The organism is Bacillus sp. LQ01, from assembly GCF_057624735.1.
Genome location: NZ_JBYEZL010000001.1, coordinates 693809 through 715430, shown reverse-complemented (window position 1 = coordinate 715430; position 21622 = coordinate 693809). Strand labels below are relative to the sequence as shown.

Sequence of the window (21622 nt, the reverse complement as noted above, 5' to 3'; positions counted from 1 at the left end):
ACCACCTTCCATTTATTTTCTTAATTGGAGTCCCATTATAAAATCAACAAGAAAGTGTGCAAAGATTGTTATAAACAAATTTCCTGTCCATTCAAATACATAACCAAAGACAAAACTAATGAAACAGACGAAACAAAACAAAAATGGCTTTGTTATATAACGAATATGTAACACTGCAAATACGAAGCTCGCAATTACAATTCCAAAATGAGTCTGTACTACACCTCTAAATAAAAATTCTTCTGCAAAACCAATTAAGAACGTAATAACGAGTAAGTGCAGAACGGACATTCCTCGAAACATCTTATCGTTAATACCACCATCATCAAACCAAGACTCCGGAAACACTCGCATTGCAACATAATCTAATAACACAATACCAATCGCTAACAAACCACCTATAATAAGTATAGATACTGGTTCCCATTTCCATAAATTAAAGACTTCTTTTACATCTTGAAATAATATATATGCCAGTAAACAGCCAATACCGATAATAATTAACTGTGTTATATATAGATTCAGCCTTATTTCCTGCGGACTCATATCTTCAACATTATGTCTTTGAATGTTCATCATTCCTCCATCTTTTCTAGGCCGAAAAGCTTTTGTAACTCTGTTTCCCAATTATAGTCGAAATCCGATTGTTGCGCTCGTCTTTTTTTATAATCTTCTTTTGTAATACCGCAATAATCGCAGCAATTAATTAACTCTTGCTCTTTCCTATAACCGAACTGTTGCAGCACATATTCACGTCTACATCCTTTAACTTGTATCCATGACTTCATATTTTCTAGCTCACTATATTTATTACGCAACCTTATTTCTACTTCAGCTATTAATCGGTTCATGATTTCATCTGACAAACCTTCTAATAATAATCTTCGTTGTTGTATAATTCCAACCTGTTCGAGATGATAACGAACGAAACGCCAATATTGCTCATTAAATCTTGCTGCATTATAACAAATTTCTTCTACATCTTCTATTGGTAATTCTTTCGTTTGAAACATTCTTTCTTGTAGTAAAGAAAATAAAAATTGTATTTGTGACTTACTTGGCAATTCATCCTCAATGATCGAAATTGGTAAATCATGATCCAACGGACTACATAATAAAATAGCTATACTCGGTTCGCCATCTCTTCCAGCTCTTCCGATTTCTTGTAAGTAAGAAGCTATATTAGTTGGATAATGAAAATGAATAATATATCGCGTATTCGCCTTATTTACCCCCATACCAAATGCACTTGTGCATATTACAAGTTGCAATTGATCGTTCATAAACTGCTGTTGAATTAACATACGCTCTTCATGTTCCATACCACCATGATAAAAAGCTACACCAGTAACACCTTTCCCTCTCAAGTATTCCGTTAACCTTTCTGTCCACGCTCTACTTGAGCAATATACAATCCCCGGCCCTTGTAAATACATCACCTGCTCTAAAAGCGCCTCTTTCTTTTCTTCTATCGTCTCTACAAATTGCACATCCATTGCAATATTAGGACGGTCAATAGAGTATACATGTTCCGCGGCACCCTTTAAATTTAAACTATTTGCGATATCCTGCAGTACCCCTTTTGTCGCTGTGGCTGTCAATGCTAATACTGTAGGAGAACCAATATTTTCAATAACTACATTTAGTTTTTTATAGTCCGGTCTAAAATCATAACCCCATTGAGAAATACAATGAGCCTCATCAACAACAAATAATGAAATATGAATTTTCTTCAATTCCCTAATTAATAACTCCGACTGTAACATCTCTGGTGAAACAAAAATAAATTTATATGAAGATAATTTTTTCATCGCTTCTCTTTTTTCATTTAATGTCCGAAAACTATTAAATGCTATTACTCGGTTTTTCACAACATACTTTAATTGTGTTACTTGATCTTCCATTAAAGATAATAACGGTGATACAACAAGCACTGTTCCTTCTCGCATAAGCCCCGGAAACTGATAGCACATAGATTTCCCTCTTCCAGTCGGAAGCATTGCTATCACATCTTTTCCTTCTAATAAATCTGTAATAACTCCTTTTTGACCTGGACGAAATTCAGAATATCCAAACCACTTATATAAATATTCTTCAAGTTTCATTTACACCCTCCATCCGCGCTAATACAAGACGAACTTCAAAATAAGAGATATCTTCTCCAACCGCTTGTTTCAAAACACGTAACTTCCGCGTTTGCAATGCTTCAATTACTTTTATTACTTTGTCTATCTTTTCTTTTTCCATAAACATTTCAATAGAAAAATCTTTTTCTCGCAAAGCAATTTCAACAAAATGATCTTCTATCGTTGCAACCTTTAAATTCCGAATCGTCGCTATTTCTTCTAAAGAACGTCCTTGTCTCCAAAAATTATATGTTTTTTTCGTCGATAAACTAAATAATTCAGCTCTTTCATTTGGATAAGATATAATTTCAGCTAATAGTGGAAATTCATTTTCTTTATCACGAACTTCTTGTATAAAGAAATGCATTGTACCCCAAAATAAAAAATACACCCTGAATATATCTTGTTTCGTAATTTCTGCTAATTGTTGCAATGTACAACCAATACGTTCATAACCCGTTAGTCGATATGTTACAATCGTCGCTTCTATCGTATTGCTCTTTTCTAAAAGATTATATACTTCCGTCCATAGTTTTCTCGCCAACTCACTTCTCTTATATGGTATTCCTGTTAGAAAACGTTTCACCCACATCATTATTTCTGTATCTTGCTGAATTGGGATAAACTTCGTATTATTCTGTTGTAAATTTGATATAGTTTGAATAATTAATGATAATCTTTTCCAAAATGTTTCACCTAATTCACCATAATGTAAACCATGCAAATGCGCCGGAAAAGCATAAACTTCCTCCCATTTATGTAACTGCATTTTACCCGTAGGTGTTAACACATATGTATTTTCATGTATTTCTTGAATAAAATTCGCTTGCAACAACTTTGCAACTTCACCATCATAGTCATTTCTATTCAATGATTTGTATATTCCGAACAAAAAAGAAATTCGGAACATATTTCCATCTTGTAAAGTTTGCGAAGAACGTTTGCCCTTTAGTAAATAATAAATAGAAGAAACGGTTCTTTCACCATTCAATTGTTTTAAACAATGCAACAAAGTATATTGTATTTGCATGACCGCTTCCACCTTCCAATCTTAACTTCATTCTTTTCAGTACAATTACACTATCTACTTTCGCTCATTAAACTTATCATATAAGAACTATATACTTGTATATATTCTATTGTATCAAACGAAATCATATTTACGTATTTTGAAAATCTTATGACATAATTCAAAAATAAGTTGACACTCTAATTGATAAGCATTATCATTATAATTTTATGTTGAAAAGTTTTACAAACCGTTTTACAATAAGGTTATAATTTTTATGGCGAGCTTTTCACATACATATTATCAGGAGGGAAAAAAGATGGCAAAATATACAATCGTTGATAAAGATACTTGTATTGCATGTGGTGCTTGTGGCGCTGCTGCACCAGACATTTATGACTATGATGATGAAGGTATTGCATTTGTAACATTAGATGATAACCAAGGTATCGTTGAAATTCCAGATGTATTAATTGAAGATATGATGGATGCATTCGAAGGCTGTCCAACTGACTCAATTAAAGTTGCTGACGAATCATTCGACGGAGACGCTTTAAAATTCGAATAGTCTTTTATTAACTTCAAAAAATGCCCCTCATATTGATGAGGGGCATTTTTTGTATCTAAATTTTATTTTCCTTAATAAAAAACCATTAGTAGTTTCACACTACTAATGGTTTTAATATATATTATGCATTTTTCATTTTTGCAAACACCCATACTTTCAGGCGTGAGAATAATGCTACAAATACAATTGTTACAACAATCCCTTTAATTAAATTAAATGGTAAGATTGCCGTTACAACCGTTGTTCTTATAGCTTCGCTAGACATAGCCGGTGAATTTAAAAACCAAGTGTAAGCCGGGAATATGATGATGTAGTTTAATACACTCATAATAAGTGCCATTGTAATTGTCCCTAGCATTAATCCTGTAGTTAAACTCTTCACAGTACGATACTTTCTAAATAAGAAAGCTGCTGGTCCAATAAATAAGCATCCTGCAATAAAGTTTGCAATCTCTCCAACTGGTACTCCCGTTAAACTTCCTTGAATCCCGTAATGTAAAATGTTCTTTATCGCCTCTACAATCACTCCTGCTACTGGTCCAAAGATAATTGCTGCAATTAGAGCTGGTACATCACTAAAATCAATTTTCAAAAATGGCGGAAGCCCTGGGAACGGAAAATCTAACATCATTAGTAAATATGCAATACTACTTAGCATCGCTACACTCACCATCTGCACTACACTGTTTTTTTGTTTCATCTTTCTCTCTCCTTTTCCATCGATCATCTCATGGAAAGTGGAAAGGTTCTGCTATGCCTATTTTTTCATAGAACGAAAAAACCCTTTGTGTTTTACACAAAGGGAGAATTTAAGGCACATCAAACAGACGTTCAAATCCATATCTTTTTTGAACGCTTGAACCTCCATCTTCTCCCATCCAGACTATACTGTCGGCTTTGGAATCACACCAAATCCTGCCTTAACGGCTCGCGGGCTTAGAACAAAATCATAAATAGTTCATCACCGCCGGTCGGGATTTTCACCCTGCCCCGAAGATAGACCGATATTCTATTTTCCCCTTCATTATACAACAACCTCATAACATTGTGAACTAAAAAATTGTAACTTATTTAAAATTAGTTATTTATTTTTCGTAACAAAAAAAATAAATTGCGAGATATTTTACAATACAATCCATATTTTTTATTATTCGGCATTTCTCTTTTGAATTACCTAGTCATATATAATTAAAAGTGATAAGATATTGAATTGTTAAGATAAGAACATTTTCTGAGTTATGGAGGAAATGTCATGAAAAAAGACAAGAGACATTCTATTCGAGAAGCAATGAAAAAAAACTTAAGAAAAGAATACTTTTACTTAAAAAAAGAATTACTTTTCTACTGCCCAATTGATTTAGGCACATTCTCAAACGAGACATACTATGCTACTTTCGATGAAGATGGCATCAGTATTTATCAGTATGATAAAAAAACAGAAAGTAAATTAAAATTGTGTGAGCGTCATCCGTGGAAGAGTTGGAATAAAGTGAAGATTGATCACTATTTGACAACTTCTCAATTTATTTTTCAGGGTGAGCGAAATTGGATCTTATCTCTTTTTCAAAAAGGAAAAGAAGCTCAAAAAATTATTGAAGAGCATACATCTTTACAAACAGAAGTTGTTTCCCGCTCTTTCTTAAAAAAACTTCCTGGTTTTCGTTCTAATACACCACTGAATAAATACATCGGTAGTATTTGTTACACTGCACTTATTGCATTTTTATTAAAATGGATGATTCCATTTCAAGCACCACAAATCGCCCTGTATTCTATCTCGATTGGTTGTATGCTTCTTGGCCTACTTTGTTTGACAATCGGTTTAATTGAACCGACTATCGTACTGTTTCGAACAAAAGAGAAAACAAGAACAAAAGTTTTTTACTTATATAGCTATTTAGCTATTTCTGGATTTATATGTGTCTTTATTTTTTGGTAAAAGAAGCCGTCCCAAAATAAATTTTGGGACGGTTTTCTTTTAGATATAGATGCTCTAATTCACTCAATAGTTCTAGCAAAAGCGCCCATATAATTTCATTTACATTGAACCTTATTTAAGAAGAACATAAATTTGTTCAAAGTTTAATTTTTGAGATGTTTCCTTCACTTAACATATAATTGTTGATTAGGATAAATTAGCTCTTGCTGCAATCCATTTTTTTCTTTAATTTCCTTAAGTGTCATACTAAATTTCCGTGCAATACTAACTAAAGTATCCCCTTTTTGTACGACATATAATGATGAAGAAACAACTTCATTTCTTTGTTCATTTAAAACAAGCAATGGGTTCATCGCATTCTTTTTCGCCATCGTCCATCTTCCTTGATGAAGTTCTAGATGTAAGTGTGCACCTCGCGATTCTCCCGTGTTCCCTACTTCTCCAATTTTTTCTCCTTTGGAAATATAATCTCCCTGCCCCACATATCTCTTATTTAAATGTGCATATACAGCCTCATATTCTCCGTGTTTAATAAATACAACATTTCCATAACTACTTGAATAATAAGACTTCGTTACCCTACCATCTTGAATAGCTGCCACAGGCGTTCCAATCGGCGCAGCTACATCAATACCATAGTGTTTTCCATGCCTTGTCCCAAAATAATCACTTATCTGACCTTCAACAGGCCATGTCCATCGATTTTCCTCTGCATAAACATGTAATTGAGATACAAACAGTATACTCAATAACATGACGCCGCATTTTAAAACTTTCATATACATCCTCCGTTTTCTAATTACCACCATACCTTCTCTATTTTGGTATATTACAGAAAAAAGTATACAAAAAAAGAAAGTGAATTACTCCACTTCCTTCTCTTTCTTATCACGAAAAACTAATGCACTACGGTTATACTCCACATCTTTCACTTGTAATCGGGCATTTATTACTCGAGCTATCGCAAACAAATAATCAGATAATCTATTTACATACTTTAAGACAACTTCATTTATTTTCACTTCTTTTTGCAATGATACTATAGAGCGTTCTGCTCTCCTTACAACAGTACGTGCAATATGAATAGTAGCCGCCGCCTCGCTACCACCTGGCAAAATAAAGCGTTCTAATGGCGTGGCTTCTTCTATATATAAATCAATCTTTCTTTCTAAACTTTCAACCATCTCAATTGTCACTTTATAAGGAATTTTTTGTTCCACTATTGCCAAGTCTCCTCCGCAATCAAATAGTTCATGTTGAATATTTTCGAGCTCATTGTAAATATCTCTAAAAGCCTTGCCTTGAACCTTAGTCATTGCATATCCAATATGAGAATTTGCCTCGTCTATTGTTCCATACGCTTCCACACGGATATCATCTTTATCAACCCTGCCACCTATTACACTTGTCGTTCCTTTATCTCCTGTTTTTGTATATAATTTCATTTCTTCACAGCACCTCTCTTGTTATTTTTAATTCGACCAAGATAGAAAAAAGTTCTACCATTCTTTATTTAATTGAGTTTACAAAAAAATAAAAAACAGCAGAACTTTATTCATTATCAACTTTAAAAAAGCATATCTAAATTATACGATTCGGTAAATATACAGAGAATGTAGTTCCTTCTCCAACAACACTTGATACAGAAATTTTACCGTCATGGCCTTGAACAATATTTTTCGCAATTGCAAGCCCGAGTCCTGTTCCACCCTTTTTCCCACGTGTTCTTGCTTTATCAGCTTTATAGAAACGATCAAATAAAAATGGAATATCCTCTTCTGGAATGCCTACACCCGAATCTTGTACTTCAAAAATGAGGCCATTATTTTTCGTATCAATTACAAGCGTTACATGTCCACCCGCATTCGTATGACGAATTGCGTTATCAATCAAATTCGTCAACACTTGTTCCATCCGATCTGCATCAAACGCATATTCTTCAATCTGATTCCGGAAATCAACTGTTAGTTCAACTTCTTTATCCTTTGCAATCCCTTGGAATTTACGACCAATTTTTTCCACAAACGGATGTATGTCCACTTCACCAATATGTAACTCTACGTGACCGCTTTCCATACGAGCTAAATCTAACAATTCATTTACAAGTTTACCTAAACGAACGGATTCATCATAAATGATTTGAACAAACTCATCTATTTCCTCTTTCGTTTGCACAATATCATCTAAAATCGCTTCACTATACCCTTGCAGCATGACCATCGGTGTACGAAGTTCATGTGATACATTCGCAATAAAGTCTTGACGCATTTTCTCAAGACGACGTTCTTCCGTCATATCTCGCAGTACCGCTACAGCCCCACGAATTTTCGTTTGATTGTAAAGTGGTGTCATAAGAACTACATAGTTCCCTTTTTGTAAATTAATTTCAACAACTTGTTGTTGCTCGCTTTCTACAACGAGATGGAATAGTTCCACAAGTTCAGAAGGTAATTTTTTACTTAACTCTATCTCTTTTTCTTCTTGCCAAACTTGTAAGAAATGTTCAGCCGGTGGATTAATAACTACGACTTCACCTTCTTGATTTAACGTAATAACTCCATCTGCCATACTACTCAAAATACTAGCTAACTGTTCTTTTTCTTGCTGCAAAGCATTCATATTAAACTTCAACTGTTTACCCATTTGATTTAAGGCCGTTGCCAGCTCACCAATTTCGTCCTGAGATACCATAGGAGCCTTTGCATCAAATTTCCCACGTGACACTTCAAAAGCAACCTCACGCATTTTACGAAGCGGTGCTGTAATCCGAGTAGATAAGAAGAACGCAAAGAAAGTTGTTAATATAATCGCAATCCCAGCGGCTAAGAAAATGAAATCAGTCGTTCTCTCCATATCTTTTATTGGCACTTGTAAAGATTCATATACGAACACTGCGCTTTGATTTTTTGATTGCACTGGTTTCCCAACGATCACAATATCATTTTCAGTGCTTTTATTCTTTCTACTATCAGAAGCTTTTCTAATGTTGTTCTTAATTTCTTTTTTGTCCGTAAAAACAGCGGCTAATTCTTTATCTTCTTTTAAATTATCCATTGTAAGGGTGACTAACCCTTCTTGTTTCGGTGAAGAAGAGATTTCCTTGCCATCTTCTACAATAATAATCCTTGAAAGTGGATCAGAGAATTTGTACGCGATGTTCTCAATCGTTTTTACATCGGCACCTTCTTCAATTAATTCCGTAACACTTGTTGCGACTTTTTGAAGTCTATTTTCACTCATATCAACATAATACGTTCTAAAAAATTGTGAAAGTAAAATCGCAACAAATCCAAGAACAAACGAAACGAGAAGTAATATGGTCATCCATAACTTCCCTACTACACTTCTCCAAAGCATCAGTCGTTCACAACCTCAAATTTGTAACCTACACCCCAAACAGTAACAATCATTTTCGCTGCATCTGGTGATTTTTTGCTTAACTTCTCACGTAAACGCTTTACATGTGTATCAACTGTACGTAAATCTCCGAAGAATTCATATTGCCATACTTCTTTTAACAGCTGCTCACGATCGAATACTTTATCAGGAGCTTTCGCTAAAAATAATAGTAACTCATATTCTTTCGGCGTTAAGTTTACTTCATTGCCATCTGCAGTAACACGGTGTGCATCGTTATCAATTGTTAAGTGAGGGAATACAGTAACATCTTTTGTCGTTGTATCTTGTGTAAAGAATGTTGTTGGTACAGCACGACGTAATACCGCTTTCACACGTAGCACGACCTCACGTGGACTAAACGGCTTTACAATATAATCATCTGTTCCAACTTCAAATCCTTGTACTCTATTTACTTCTTCACCTTTTGCTGTCAGCATAATAATTGGTGTCGCTTTCTTCTCACGAACCCCTTTACATACTTCAATGCCATCTTTACCAGGCATCATAAGATCTAATAAGATTAAATCGTAATCATTTTGCAACGCCATTTCTAAAGCTGTATCACCATTATCTGCTTCTTCAATCGTATATTGTTCTCTTTCTAAGTACATTTTCAATAAACGACGAATACGATCCTCATCATCTACAATTAAAATTCTTGATTCATTTTCCATCTCTACCCGCTGCGTACTCTCACCTCAGCGGTTCACACCTACCCTTCTTTAACTATTATGTTGCGCTATTCTCGTTTATTTAAGCAATCTTCTAAATGTTTCACTTCCCATATTATGCTTCACAAGAATAATAAATTTTGTTCAATTTTTTTCCAAAACTATGTATTTTTTTTGAACTGTATATAATGTCCTCGACATCATTTTACAAAATCAACCGCTACTTTGTCATGTTTTTCTCAAAAAAGAAGAAAAGTTGACAAAAATAAAATAGGAAAGTGACATGCACTCTCCTATTTTATTTCTCTATGCATATGAATGTAAACCGGCAATAATTAAGTTTACTACAATAAAGTTAAACATAATGATTGCAAAACCAATTACTGCAAGCCAAGCTGATTTCTCCCCATGCCACCCTTTAGATAATCGTAAATGTAGTACTGCAGCATAAAAGAGCCACGTTATAAGTGCCCAAACCTCTTTCGGATCCCAGCCCCAAAAGCGCGTCCACGCTATTTGAGCCCAAATCATCGCAAAAATTAATGCACCTAATGTGAAAACTGGGAATCCAATTGCAATAGATCGATATCCGATTTCATCTAGTAGATCACTATTCGTATTCTTTACTAACGGCTGAAGTGCCGCCGATACTCGCTTCCGTAAAACGAGTCTTAATACAATATACAGTAATGTTCCAACTAACACTGACCAAATAACAGTATTTAATTTTTTTGCATTTACAATTGCTGGAACTTCAACTGCCGGTTCTAATTTATTTTCTGTCAGTAACTTCCCTTCATGCGGTCCAACTAAAGCCGGAAGATTGTACTTCATTTCCAGTTGTTGTTCATTTTTATCAATCCATTGAAACTTCGCTTCATATTTCATACTAGAAAATACCGTTGTTACTCCAATAAATCCAACTGTACAAACAAGTGTAAATACTACCGTCTCTAGCCAAAATGTACGTTTACTTCTCGTCGATTGATCTACATTTTTCAATAAATACATAACGCCTGTAATAAAACTAATCGCTAAAATGGCTTGTCCTGCTGCTGCAGTCGTCACGTGAATATGTAACCAATTACTTTTTAAAGATGGAATAAGCGGAGATATTTCCCTCGGAAACATACTTGCATAGGCAATTAATAAAAGCGCAACTGGTAATGCAAATAGTCCGATTATGCTTACACGGTACATAAAATACATGACAATAAATGCTCCTACAAGCATCATGCCGAAAAATGTACCGAATTCAAAAAAGTTACTAACTGGCGCATGCCCTGATGCAATCCACCTTGTAACAAAATATACTGTTTGTGCTATAAACCCTAAAATTGTAATCGTTATTCCTACATTTGCCCATTTATGACCCTTTTCTTTAATGGCTCCCCCAAAAAATAGAGTCGCAATTAAATATAAAATAAATGCGGTAAAGAGAAAGTTACTACTTATTTGCACCATATCGTTTCCCCACCTTAACTAATTTTTTTATCAATTACTTTATCATTTGGCTGTGGAATTGCTGTACCTTCTATTACTCTTTCAATATCTTTCTTTAAACCGAACCAATTTTTATTTGTATGCCCTGCAATCCACCATTCATCATTAACACGTTGTATCCAAATACGGCGATGATTCCAATACATACCTTGAATGACACCAACCATAAATATAAATCCTCCAATGCCGAGAATCCAAAGCGTTAAATCTTTTCTTACAGTAAGTGCTGTTGCATTTTGCATTTCAACACCTGCAAACGACATTTTATATTTGTTGTTTCCATCTGGTTCTATATTTTGCTGAATACCAACAAAACTCACTTCACCATCTGGTGTTTCAGGTGTAAACATTTTAAATACAAATGCAGGATTGTTTGGTAATTTCGTTTTCGTATTTGGTTTTCCATTCTCATCAAAATAAAAATCAGGAAAATAGCTTAATAGTTCTAGAGAATAACCAGTTCCTAAATCATATTTTTCCTTAGGATTCGTTAAATCTACTTTAATCGGTCCCCACTTTTGATTATTTTCTTTATTTTGTAAGTTAAAGGACATACTTTTAAATTCACTTTCTTTATAATCCACTTGATACACTGCAAATTGATCAAATTTCAGTGGTTCATTCACTCGAATTTCCGCTTCTTTTACTTTTTCTAATTTCGGTTTTTGTCCTGCTATATTTTCTCCTACTGCTTTATATAATACGGCATTCGTTTGGAAGTTTTTCGCAATCATTTTATCGCCTACACGATCAATCGCTTCATCAAAAACTTCCTTGTCCTTACTTTTATCATAAACTTCTTTTATAAATTTCTCGTTTTTTAAGTAGTATTGTCCATCCGTCCCTGGTATCTCTTTCGTTTCACCGTCACGTAACCAAAGTGCTTCGTCTACGTACATACTCGGTAAAAAACGAAGCATCGCACCGAATAAAAAGATAATAAGACCGATATGATTTACATATGGACCCCAACGCGAGAAGCGTCCCTTTTCTGCTAAAACGTTTCCGTCTTCCACTTTCACGTTATAGTTTCTTTTCTTTAAATTCTTTTGCACTCTTTCCAGGTCACCTTCTTGCGGTGTACCAGTCCCATATAATCTCTGTCTCTTTAAAAAGCTAGGATGTCTTTTTACGCCTTGCTTTTTTAAAGCTTTATAAAGTGGAATAACACGGTCTAAACTACATATCACAAGTGAAATACCGATAGAAGCAATCAAAATCATATACCACCATGAACCGTATAAATTATTAAACCCTAATTGATAGTATAATTGTCCTAAAAATCCGTATTCTTGTTTATAATATTCAGCTGGTGCAATCCCTGGAGTTATGTACATTTCTTGCGGAAAAATAGTTCCTATCGCTGATGCAGCTAAAGTTATTACGATTAGCCATACACCCACTTTTACAGAAGAGAAAAAGCTCCAAATTTTATCGATTATCGTTTTTGTCTGCGTGAGAGATCTCCGTGCACTCCCCTCATAGCGCATATCCAATAGTTTTGTATTTTCATTGCTTTCAAATGGTTTCCCGCAAGCTTCACAAAAAACGGTTCCTATCGGATTAACATGTCCACATTCACATTTAATTTCTTTCAACACTCTCACCGCCCCTGTATCTATATGTACTATTGTATATTCTAACCTCAAGTTACCGCAATACTCAGAATCTTTAAACCAGAGGCACTATAGACACGCACCCCTTATGTAAAGGCTTTCTTTATTACGGAGTAATTTTCTTTAAATACCCTTCTAACTGTTCTTTCGTTTGTTCACCTATAATTTGCTCCACTACTTTTCCATCTTTATCAATCAAAAAGCTTGTCGGTAATGGACCTACTCCATATGTTCCTATAATCTTTTGTCCTTTATCAATGGCAACTGGGAATTTCAAACCATACTGGTTCACAAAGTTCTTTACTGCAATATCCGTTTCATCTGCATCTAACGCTATGATTTCAACACCTTTTTCTTTATACTTTGGATATAATTCATTCATATAAGGCATTTCTTTTTCACAAGGTTTACACCACGTGCCCCAAAAGTTTAAAAATACACCTTTTCCCTTTAAATCTTTTAGTTCAATTTTCTTCCCTTCTAAATCCGTCACAACAAAGTTAGGTGCTTCTTTTCCGATTTGCATTTTCTCTTTATTAGCAAAGAATCCTTGATAAAGGGTAAATCCTACAGCACCACATAAAATGAGTAGAATAATAACGCGAAATAATAAGCGATTTTTCTTCATATTACTTCTCCTCTCCTCGATAAATGTTATGTATTATCTTCTGTAAATGTTGTATTGAATAAATCACCAGCAGAGCACTCCACTGGTGAATTTTTAACTCTATAGCTTATCTTGGCTTTGTAGAAGCAAGCGCGCGTAATTGTTTCACCTCATGTGGTGTCAATTCTCTCGCATCACCAGGTCGCAGGCTTCCTACTTCTAAGAAAGCATAACGTTCACGTTTTAATTTCACTACTTTACAGTCTAACGCTTCAAACATACGACGTACTTGACGATTACGTCCTTCATGAATTGTTAATTGTACAATAGCCATTTCTTTACGCTTGTCCCAAGAAATAATTTTCACACGTGCTGGTGCTGTTTTACCGTCTTCTAACGTAACACCGCGTTCTAACATGCGAATTTTCTCACCTGTTAATGGCCCTTTTATTTTTGCAACATATGTTTTTTCAACTTTATATCTAGGATGCATTAATACGTTTGCGAAGTCCCCATCGTTTGTCATTAATAATACGCCAGACGTATCATAATCTAAGCGTCCGATTGGGAATAAACGTTGTGTAATTTCCGGGAAAAAGTCCGTTACAACACTTCTTCCTTTATCGTCTGATACACTTGAAATTACGCCAGTTGGTTTATATAGTAAAAAATAAACAGGTTCTTCTTTTTCAAGAGGGATGTTATTTACTTCTACTTTATCTTGAGGAGTTACTTTTGTCCCTAACTCCTTCACTATTTTTCCATTAACTTTCACTTTTCCTTGCTGAATTAATTCCTCAGCCTTTCTTCTCGATGCAATACCTGCTTGCGCAATCACTTTTTGTAATCGTTCCATTTCTTTTTTTCACCTCGAATTTATCTTACCTTACATTAGAAAGACTTGGCAACCGCATACGCTTTACGGCTATTCGCTTCATCTTACTTAAACAACATAGCGATGATAATAAACATATAAAGGTCAAATCATGTTTTTACCCTTTATTATTGTCCATATTTTTCATATTTCTCACAATAAAAGTTCATCATTTTGTCAAAAATACCACATAAAAAAACCACTATTAAGCTACACCTTAATAGTGGTCGTATACGTATTATAAGCGAAATAGCGTAAAAAATGAATAGTATTACTGAAACAATAAAGAAACGAACACAATTGAGCATATAATCCCGATTAAATCTGCAAAAAGTCCTACTTTTAGTGCATCCCCCATTTTTCTGATCCCAACCGCTCCAAAATATACAGTTAAAATATAGAAAGTCGTATCTGTACTCCCTTGCATCGTAGAAGCCAATCTCCCAATAAACGAATCTGGCCCATATGTGGCAATTAAATCGGTCGTAATACTTAAACCAGCAGAGCCTGAAATAGGGCGTATAAGTGCTAGTGGAACAATTTCTGCTGGAACATGGATCAAATCTAACATTGGCTTCATTACCGATATCATTGCGTCTAATGCACCTGAAGACCGGAATATAGAAATAGACACAAGCATTCCAACCATAAACGGTAAGATGGAAATTGCAATTTGAATCCCTTCTTTTCCTCCCTCAACGAACGATTCATACGTCGGTACTTTCTTTATTGTGCCATATAAAAGGATAAAACCAATTACACAAGGAATTACCCATAAGGAAATTGTATTTACAATACTCATTTTTTCCGCCCCTTTCTACTCCTTCTTCGGTAAAAATAGCGGTCAATCCAAATTGCTCCAATCATAGAAAGTACTTGTGCAATAAATGTTACCCCAACAATTTCAGTAGGATTCGCTGATTCATACGTCATTCGAATGGAAATGACTGTCGTAGGAATTAATGTAATGGCTGATGTATTTAATGCTAGAAACGTCACCATAGAACGGCTCGCCGAATCCTTTCCTCCATTTAACTCTTTCAGTTGTTCCATCGCTTTAATACCAAGAGGGGTTGCTGCATTACCTAGACCAAAAAAGTTTGCCATCATATTTGATAGAATAAATCCCATAGACGGATGATCCTTTGGTATTTCTGGAAACAACCTTTTTACTATCGGCATAAAAAGTGTAACTAATTTTTTTAACAATCCGGCTTCCTCTGCAATTTTCATTAAACCGAGCCAAAATACTAAAACACTAATAAGTCCTATACAAATCGTTACCGCATCTTTTGCTCCGTCAAATACAGCTTTATTCACTTCTTCCATCGTGCCATTTATCATGGCGTATACAATCCCAATGACAGCCATCGCTACCCATACGAGATTAACCATCGTTCCCAACACCTATCATGTAAGAAAAAATTTCTTTCACATTATTCCAGTAAAGTCCCGTTGTAGCTACTAACTTCCGTTTACTATAAAATAAATTCCGTTCTCCAACTTTTTCATTACCAACATAAATGTCTGTCTTCCCAACCTTTACTCCATCCGTAAGTTTTATACTTTTATGGAGTTCAACTTTTAATACTACGTTCTTTTTTTCTTCTTCAGTTAACGGTACCGAAAAACTATTTTTCGTATAAACATGGTTGGCATACTTCTTTTCATTTATTTCAGCAATTGCTCCTTGTCCTAAAACTTTCGTTTGTTTGAAACGTTCAAAACCTTTATCAAACAAATTCATATGATCATCCCAATCACTAGAGGCACTCAAAGTTACGACAATTAAATCTAGTCCATCTTTTGATGCCGTTGTCACAAGCGTTCGCCCAGCTTTCTTCGTAAAGCCTGTTTTTCCTCCTGTTGCAAATTCATAATAAGACGTTACCAGCTTATGTTTATTTTTCCACGGGTAATCCCAAGAATCTGATTTATATGTTTTGGTTCCAAAGATTTTCTTAAATGTCTCGTTTCCCATTGCATATTTCGTTAATAATGCCATATCGTAAGCCGACGAATAATGTGATCCATCTCCATCTAAGCCATGAGGGTTTGAGAAGTGCGTATCTTTCATTCCAATTTCTTTCGCTTTTTGATTCATTAAATATACGAATCCATCTATACTCCCACCCACACTTTCAGCAATTACTTGCGCTGCGTCATTACCAGATCTAAGCATGAGTCCGTATACTAAATCTTCTAACTTCACTTTTTGTCCAGGCTTTAAATAGATTGCCGATCCTTCCACCCTCACCGCTTCATTACTAACTGATACCATTTCTTTCATCTTCCCTGATTCAGCAGCTAATAAGGCGGTCATAATTTTTGTTATACTAGCAATTTTTTGAGGCTCATGTTCTGCTTTTCCGTATAATACACGACCAGACTGTTGCTCCATTAATACAGCATTTCGAGCACTGACATTGCTGTTCATCTTTGCATATGTAGGAATCGGCATAACGCTTGCATACATCATAAGAAGCGTAATGATTACACAAATTCGTCTCATATTTCCCCCCACGTCCTTTTGGCACTTTTTGTACAAGTGTATGCTTGGCCTTTTAAAATATGAACGAAATCTTCCTTCTACTTCCATTAAAAAAGACGCAGAGAATTTGCGTCTAATATGGTGTCCATTCAATTTGTTTCGCAGTTTCAAACCTTTTTTCTACATCAGGCCAATTTACAACATTCCACCAGTTTTTAATATATTCATCTTTTCGATTTTGGTATTGTAAATAATACGCATGTTCCCAGACATCTAGTACAAGGAGCGGTATCGTATCCCATTGTGTAAATAATTGATGAAGTGTACTTTGCAAAATTTCTAACCTTCCAGACCGGGGTACCCAAACGAGAATTGCCCAGCCTGAACCTTCTACTTTAGAGGCCGCTTCTGTAAAATGTTTTTGGAAACGTAAAAAGCTCCCAAAATCTTGTTCAATTTGTTGTGAAAAAGCTCCTCTTGGACTTCCACCACCGTCTTTTTTCATGTTATTCCAAAATATCGTGTGTAAGTAATGACCTGACCCATGAAAAGCCGCTTCCCTTTCCCAATGCTTAATTAAATCAAATTTATTTGTTTTTCTCGCTTCTTCCATCATCTTCTCTGCTTTATTTAACCCTTCCACGTAACTCCGATGATGTTTATCATGATGTAACATCATAATTTCTTTAGAAATATACGGTTCTAATGCATTATACGGATAAGGTAATGGCGGGAGTGTATGTCCTCCAATCGGGACAGCTCGTTCACTATCCCCTCTTTCATATAATTCATATTCCTCTTCTTCTTGCATAAATACTTCCTGCAAGTGATGCTGAATATGTTCTACATCATCGCTTATTTCATACATAAACTCTGCATCTGTTTCATACTCATGCTCTTTCATACGCTCTAATAACGTCTGAATTTTATAGGCAAGCATATGGACATCATACACTTCCATTGCGCGGCTATCTAATACGTGAAGAACACTTTCACACCAATTTTCTACTTCATGAAAGTAATCTGTAAATACACCTTGCTGATTCATGTTGCACCTCCCTAATGCTATCCACTTAACTATATTCAATGAAAATCCCTTATATAACTGTACAAAAGGAAAAGAAGCTAAGTAACCTTAGCTTCTTTTCCTCAATCAATATTTGTGCAACATCTTTGTCTGATAATCCGTCTCATAATATTCTAGTTCTTCACGCATCAATTGAAATTTACCTTCTAAACTCTTCATCACTTGCTCCAAAGATGCAGGTGGTGTTTGTTGAAAAACGATAGAATTTTTCCCTGTATATGCAGACCGACTATTTTCATACCAATGATCACTCTTCGGTGAAAAAAACTCTGCAATTACTTGATGGTAAATCTTATATAAAATTTTTTCAGCTGCTGTTTTTCGAAATGGCTGGCTATTCAACAAAACAAAACATGCATCCTGTCCTTCTTCGCAAAAAACGAGAAGTCGTCTCATTGATGCTAATACCCCTTTATAATATTGCTCATTCCCTGCTGGTGTTTCCTCTAATAAAGAAGGTAACGTATGATAATTTACATAATTGGTTATCAAATTAATAGCATCTTCTAAAAATATAGAAACTTGTTCTGTTTGATTTTCAACCATCAAATTAGACATTTTTCTCTCTCCTTTGCCATTTCACGCTATTTCTACTCTTTTATTTTTATGTAATTCAGCCAATATTTCTTGTACTTTCGACACCGTTCCCTCATCAAAATATTGTTGAAATTCTTCCATATTATTTAAATACAAACGTTTTTGCGCACGAAGCTCCTTATCTTTCACTAAACAACATATCGCTACAATATCACGCAAATATATGTTTTGTTCTTCTACTTTATACACTGGATTTCCTTCAAAAGGAGTAATTTCTTGTAAAACTTCTTCAAAATATCGAACGTATAAAACCGAAAAAGTTTTCTCTTTACCATTTAATATATATGTCACTTCAGATCTGTTAAAAAAATCTTCTGATGTATTAGGTTTCGCTTTTTCTAACTCATATCCTACGTAACCTTTTATAATCATATACTCCCCTCCCCCTCTTTCATCTTATTCTAACTTAATTTTCTGATAAACAAAATATTCTTTTAAATATACCTATATAAAAAATAGCTCGCCTATACAGGAATTTACCTTTTTATTTTTCTTGAAGTTTGTCATAATAATATTATTGTCTCAGTTTTCTTATACAAGGAGAGTTGTATTTATGTCGTTTTCATGGAAACGTTTCTTACAAATCGGGAAAATTGTCTTCCCATTTGTTGTATTAACAATTGTATTCTTTCAAGCAAAAAAAGAATTAGCGGGCATTTCTTTTTTAGAAGCGATTGATACAATTAAAAACATTCCAACTGGAGGAGTCTTTTTAGCAATTACACTTGGTGCATTCGCTGTATCAACAATGTTCTTTTATGACTATGTTATGCTTCGTTACTTAAAAGCTGATATCCCTGTCCAAAAGATTTTCCGTATCTCGTGGATTGCTAATACTTTAAATGGATTTATCGGGTTTGGTGGTCTTGTTGGAGCCGGCGTACGCACAATGCTTTATCGTCCATATATAAAAGAAAATGGAAAACTTATTAAAAGTATCGCTTGGATGACAACTGCCTTTATTAATGGATTAGCCATTCTTTCATTTCTTGGTCTCATCGGAATATTAGACACGAGATTTATTTTGCATGAAAAACCATGGCTATGGCCTGTTCTTATCTTCTTCGCTCTTTTCGTCCCTATATATATCGGATTTTCTAAATTAAAAAATAGAAAAGCGACGCAAACAGAGGAACAAGAAGAAGAGGAGAAAAACCCAACTGTTTTATACTCATTAGTTTCATTAGTCGAATGGGTATCTGCTGGTATTGTTATGTACGTCATATTACTATTATTTGGCATTGAAATCGAATTCCAAAAGTTTTTAGGCGTATATGTTATTGCTGCTTTAGCTGGTGTCGTTAGTCTTGTTCCTGGTGGCCTTGGATCATTTGATCTTGTCTTCTTAACTGGGCTTGGGCAATACGGCATCGATACAGGTGTTTTACTCCCTGCTATGTTATTATATCGTCTCGTCTATTACATCTTGCCCTTCTGCCTTGGTCTCATTTTTGCAGCTTTTGAAATGACAGGAGTAGCCATTAAAAAGTTTGAAGATAAACCTTTTATTGCGCCTGCATTAGAGACAACTGGTGTTATATGGACTTTGCAGCGTGACTTTCTAGGAAAGTTAGGTTCTTGGGCATCTGCTGCTTTAACAGTATTTGCTGGCTTAATGGTTATTTTATCAACCATTCTACCGACAAGTATAAATCGGGCACACGCCTTACATATTCTAGCTCCAAAACATCTTATTCAATTTTCTTTTAGCTTATCGCTAACATTCGGTATTCTCCTCCTCATTCTTTCGCGGGGGATATATTACGGAACAAAACGTTCTTATTATATGACGATTGTTTCTTTAATTGGAGCGGCTATTTTTAACACACTAAAAGGAATTGATGTTGAAGAAACTTTTATTTTATTAATCGTACTCGCTGTATTGTATATGCTTCGTAAAAGGTTTGTACGTGAGAAAATGGAAGTCTCACTTTCCGATATCGTAAAAGTTTTTATATTCCTACTTGTAACGTTATATTTATATAAAAACTTAGGTATTTTATTTGCAGGTGCAAAAGAAGCTTTCAAACCTGATTTTGTCGTTCGTAATATTACACAAGTGAAACGAAGTGCATTAGCAGCTGCCTTTTTTGTTCCTACTTTTTTACTAATTGGTTCACTCATTGCAAATCGTTATCGAAATGAATTTCCCGGGCAACCAGCTAATGATAAACGATTACACAACTTCTTAGATGAACATGGTGGAAATGTACTTAGTCATTTAGGTTTTTTAGGAGATAAACAGTTCTTTTTCAGTAGTGATGGAAAAGCACTCATTCTCTTCTCAATAACTGGAAAACGACTTATTGTACTAGGTGATCCAATTGGGGACCCTTCCTCCTATCGTACTGTATTGCAAGAGTTTTTAGCTGAGGCTGATCGATTTGGATACATTTGTGTATTCTATCAAATTGAAAGTAAATGGATGAGTTTATACCACGATTTTGGTTATAACTTCTTTAAGCTTGGTGAAGAAGCTGTTGTTGATTTAAATACCTTTACAATAACAGGAAAGAAACGCGCTGGCATGCGAGCTACTTTCAACCGTTTTGAAAGAGAAGGCTATACATTCTCTATTCATGAGCCACCTTTCTCCGACGAATTATATGAAGAGTTAAGAAAAGTTTCAGATGCATGGCTTGGTGGAAAAAAAGAGAAAGGTTTTTCACTCGGATACTTCGATCGTGAATATATTAGTCGCGCTCCTATCGCAACATTATCTGATGCGGATGGAAAAATTATTGCATTCACAACATTCATGCCTGTATATCAAAACGGATCATTATCTGTCGATTTAATGCGATATTATCCAGATGCGCCTAGCGGCATTATGGACGCAATTTTCATCCACTTATTCCAGTGGGCAAAAGAAAATGAATACCACTCCTTTAATATCGGTATGGCACCACTTTCAAATGTTGGTTTATCCACACAGTCTTTCTGGTCTGAACGAGTGGCTGCTGCAATCTTTAATAACGTTCGTTATACGTATAGTTTCAGCGGATTACGACATTTTAAAGAAAAATATAAACCAGCATGGAGCGGTAAATATTTAGCATTTAGGAAGAATCATTCTTTACCAATTACAATGCTCTCTGTAACAAAATTAATAGGAAAAAGAAAAAACAGCTAAAT

Annotated in this window: 21 protein-coding genes and 1 riboswitch; of the genes, 3 read left to right on the top strand and 18 right to left on the bottom strand. The window is 34.9% G+C overall.

The annotated features are described in order from the left end of the window. Positions 1–12: 12 nt before the first annotated feature. From AC22L0_RS03870 to AC22L0_RS03860, 3 genes are read right to left on the bottom strand one after another with little or no spacing between them, the layout of a single operon-like run. Positions 13–576 (bottom strand): CPBP family intramembrane glutamic endopeptidase, encoded by a 564-nt coding sequence (locus AC22L0_RS03870; RefSeq protein WP_001025780.1) that lies wholly within the window; start codon positions 574–576, stop codon positions 13–15. Further along, positions 576–2105 carry an ATP-dependent DNA helicase RecQ gene (gene recQ / locus AC22L0_RS03865; protein WP_000762980.1) on the bottom strand — a complete coding sequence of 510 codons (1530 nt, stop codon included), beginning with the start codon at positions 2103–2105 and terminating at the stop codon, positions 576–578. Before recQ ends, AC22L0_RS03870 begins: the two co-directional genes overlap by 1 nt. Continuing rightward, positions 2095–3156 carry a YpbB family protein gene (locus AC22L0_RS03860; protein ID WP_001167011.1) on the bottom strand — a complete coding sequence of 354 codons (1062 nt, stop codon included), beginning with the start codon at positions 3154–3156 and terminating at the stop codon, positions 2095–2097. Before AC22L0_RS03860 ends, recQ begins: the two co-directional genes overlap by 11 nt. A gap of 298 nt (positions 3157–3454) precedes the next feature. On the opposite strand from AC22L0_RS03860, the gene AC22L0_RS03855 reads away from it, so the two are divergent. Further along, complete coding sequence (locus AC22L0_RS03855) at positions 3455–3703, top strand: ferredoxin (RefSeq protein ID WP_001151993.1); 249 nt, start codon at positions 3455–3457, stop codon at positions 3701–3703. Positions 3704–3824: 121 nt separating this feature from the next. Here AC22L0_RS03855 and AC22L0_RS03850 read toward each other — a convergent pair whose 3' ends face one another. Further along, positions 3825–4403, bottom strand: a complete 579-nt coding sequence (locus AC22L0_RS03850; RefSeq protein ID WP_000810856.1) for an ECF transporter S component — start codon at positions 4401–4403, stop codon at positions 3825–3827. 162 nt (positions 4404–4565) lie between these two features. Further along, positions 4566–4705, bottom strand: a riboswitch (FMN riboswitch). Between the two features lie 250 nt (positions 4706–4955). Here AC22L0_RS03850 and AC22L0_RS03845 point away from each other — a divergent pair. Continuing rightward, on the top strand, positions 4956–5642 hold the full coding sequence (locus AC22L0_RS03845; protein ID WP_000710837.1) for a hypothetical protein: 687 nt from the start codon (positions 4956–4958) through the stop codon (positions 5640–5642). Positions 5643–5806: 164 nt separating this feature from the next. On the opposite strand, the gene AC22L0_RS03840 is transcribed toward AC22L0_RS03845, so the two are convergent. The 14 genes from AC22L0_RS03840 to AC22L0_RS03775 all read right to left on the bottom strand — a co-directional run bounded on the left by AC22L0_RS03840 (position 5807) and on the right by AC22L0_RS03775 (position 18859). Next, on the bottom strand, positions 5807–6421 hold the full coding sequence (locus AC22L0_RS03840) for a peptidoglycan DD-metalloendopeptidase family protein (protein ID WP_000866120.1): 615 nt from the start codon (positions 6419–6421) through the stop codon (positions 5807–5809). Positions 6422–6505: 84 nt separating this feature from the next. Next, positions 6506–7087 carry a cob(I)yrinic acid a,c-diamide adenosyltransferase gene (locus tag AC22L0_RS03835; RefSeq protein WP_021728349.1) on the bottom strand — a complete coding sequence of 194 codons (582 nt, stop codon included), beginning with the start codon at positions 7085–7087 and terminating at the stop codon, positions 6506–6508. Between the two features lie 136 nt (positions 7088–7223). Beyond that, positions 7224–8999 carry a sensor histidine kinase ResE gene (gene resE / locus AC22L0_RS03830; protein WP_000964697.1) on the bottom strand — a complete coding sequence of 592 codons (1776 nt, stop codon included), beginning with the start codon at positions 8997–8999 and terminating at the stop codon, positions 7224–7226. After that, positions 8999–9715 (bottom strand): DNA-binding response regulator ResD, encoded by a 717-nt coding sequence (gene resD, locus AC22L0_RS03825; protein ID WP_000426861.1) that lies wholly within the window; start codon positions 9713–9715, stop codon positions 8999–9001. Before resD ends, resE begins: the two co-directional genes overlap by 1 nt. 303 nt (positions 9716–10018) lie before the next feature. Further along, positions 10019–11176, bottom strand: coding sequence for a cytochrome c biogenesis protein ResC (gene resC / locus AC22L0_RS03820; RefSeq protein ID WP_000250081.1), 1158 nt, complete (start codon positions 11174–11176; stop codon positions 10019–10021). Positions 11177–11190: 14 nt separating this feature from the next. Next, positions 11191–12816 carry a cytochrome c biogenesis protein ResB gene (gene resB / locus AC22L0_RS03815; protein ID WP_000910547.1) on the bottom strand — a complete coding sequence of 542 codons (1626 nt, stop codon included), beginning with the start codon at positions 12814–12816 and terminating at the stop codon, positions 11191–11193. Positions 12817–12937: 121 nt separating this feature from the next. Then, positions 12938–13459, bottom strand: coding sequence for a thiol-disulfide oxidoreductase ResA (gene resA, locus AC22L0_RS03810; RefSeq protein ID WP_000742194.1), 522 nt, complete (start codon positions 13457–13459; stop codon positions 12938–12940). 106 nt (positions 13460–13565) lie between these two features. Next, on the bottom strand, positions 13566–14294 hold the full coding sequence (rluB, locus tag AC22L0_RS03805) for a 23S rRNA pseudouridine(2605) synthase RluB (RefSeq protein ID WP_000440556.1): 729 nt from the start codon (positions 14292–14294) through the stop codon (positions 13566–13568). Between the two features lie 289 nt (positions 14295–14583). After that, a complete protein-coding gene (gene spmB, locus AC22L0_RS03800) occupies positions 14584–15114 on the bottom strand; it encodes a spore maturation protein SpmB (protein WP_000029514.1) in 531 nt (176 codons plus the stop codon). Next, positions 15111–15707, bottom strand: coding sequence for a spore maturation protein SpmA (spmA, locus tag AC22L0_RS03795; protein ID WP_000247811.1), 597 nt, complete (start codon positions 15705–15707; stop codon positions 15111–15113). The genes spmB and spmA overlap by 4 nt, the downstream gene beginning before the upstream one ends. Further along, positions 15700–16824: a D-alanyl-D-alanine carboxypeptidase family protein gene (locus AC22L0_RS03790; RefSeq protein WP_001252636.1), complete on the bottom strand. Its 1125-nt coding sequence runs from the start codon at positions 16822–16824 to the stop codon at positions 15700–15702. The genes spmA and AC22L0_RS03790 overlap by 8 nt, the downstream gene beginning before the upstream one ends. Positions 16825–16936: 112 nt before the next feature. Continuing rightward, positions 16937–17851, bottom strand: a complete 915-nt coding sequence (locus AC22L0_RS03785; protein ID WP_001075739.1) for a superoxide dismutase — start codon at positions 17849–17851, stop codon at positions 16937–16939. Positions 17852–17956: 105 nt separating this feature from the next. Continuing rightward, entirely contained in the window at positions 17957–18448 is a 492-nt protein-coding gene (locus AC22L0_RS03780) for a YpuI family protein (protein WP_000067556.1), read from the bottom strand. A 21-nt stretch (positions 18449–18469) separates the two neighbouring features. Beyond that, complete coding sequence (locus AC22L0_RS03775; protein WP_000584363.1) at positions 18470–18859, bottom strand: hypothetical protein; 390 nt, start codon at positions 18857–18859, stop codon at positions 18470–18472. A gap of 181 nt (positions 18860–19040) precedes the next feature. Here AC22L0_RS03775 and mprF point away from each other — a divergent pair, with 181 nt between their 5' ends. Continuing rightward, the gene (gene mprF / locus AC22L0_RS03770; RefSeq protein ID WP_000010891.1) at positions 19041–21620 is read left to right on the top strand and encodes a bifunctional lysylphosphatidylglycerol flippase/synthetase MprF; all 2580 of its coding nucleotides are present in this window, start codon (positions 19041–19043) and stop codon (positions 21618–21620) included. The last annotated feature ends 2 nt before the right edge of the window (positions 21621–21622 follow it).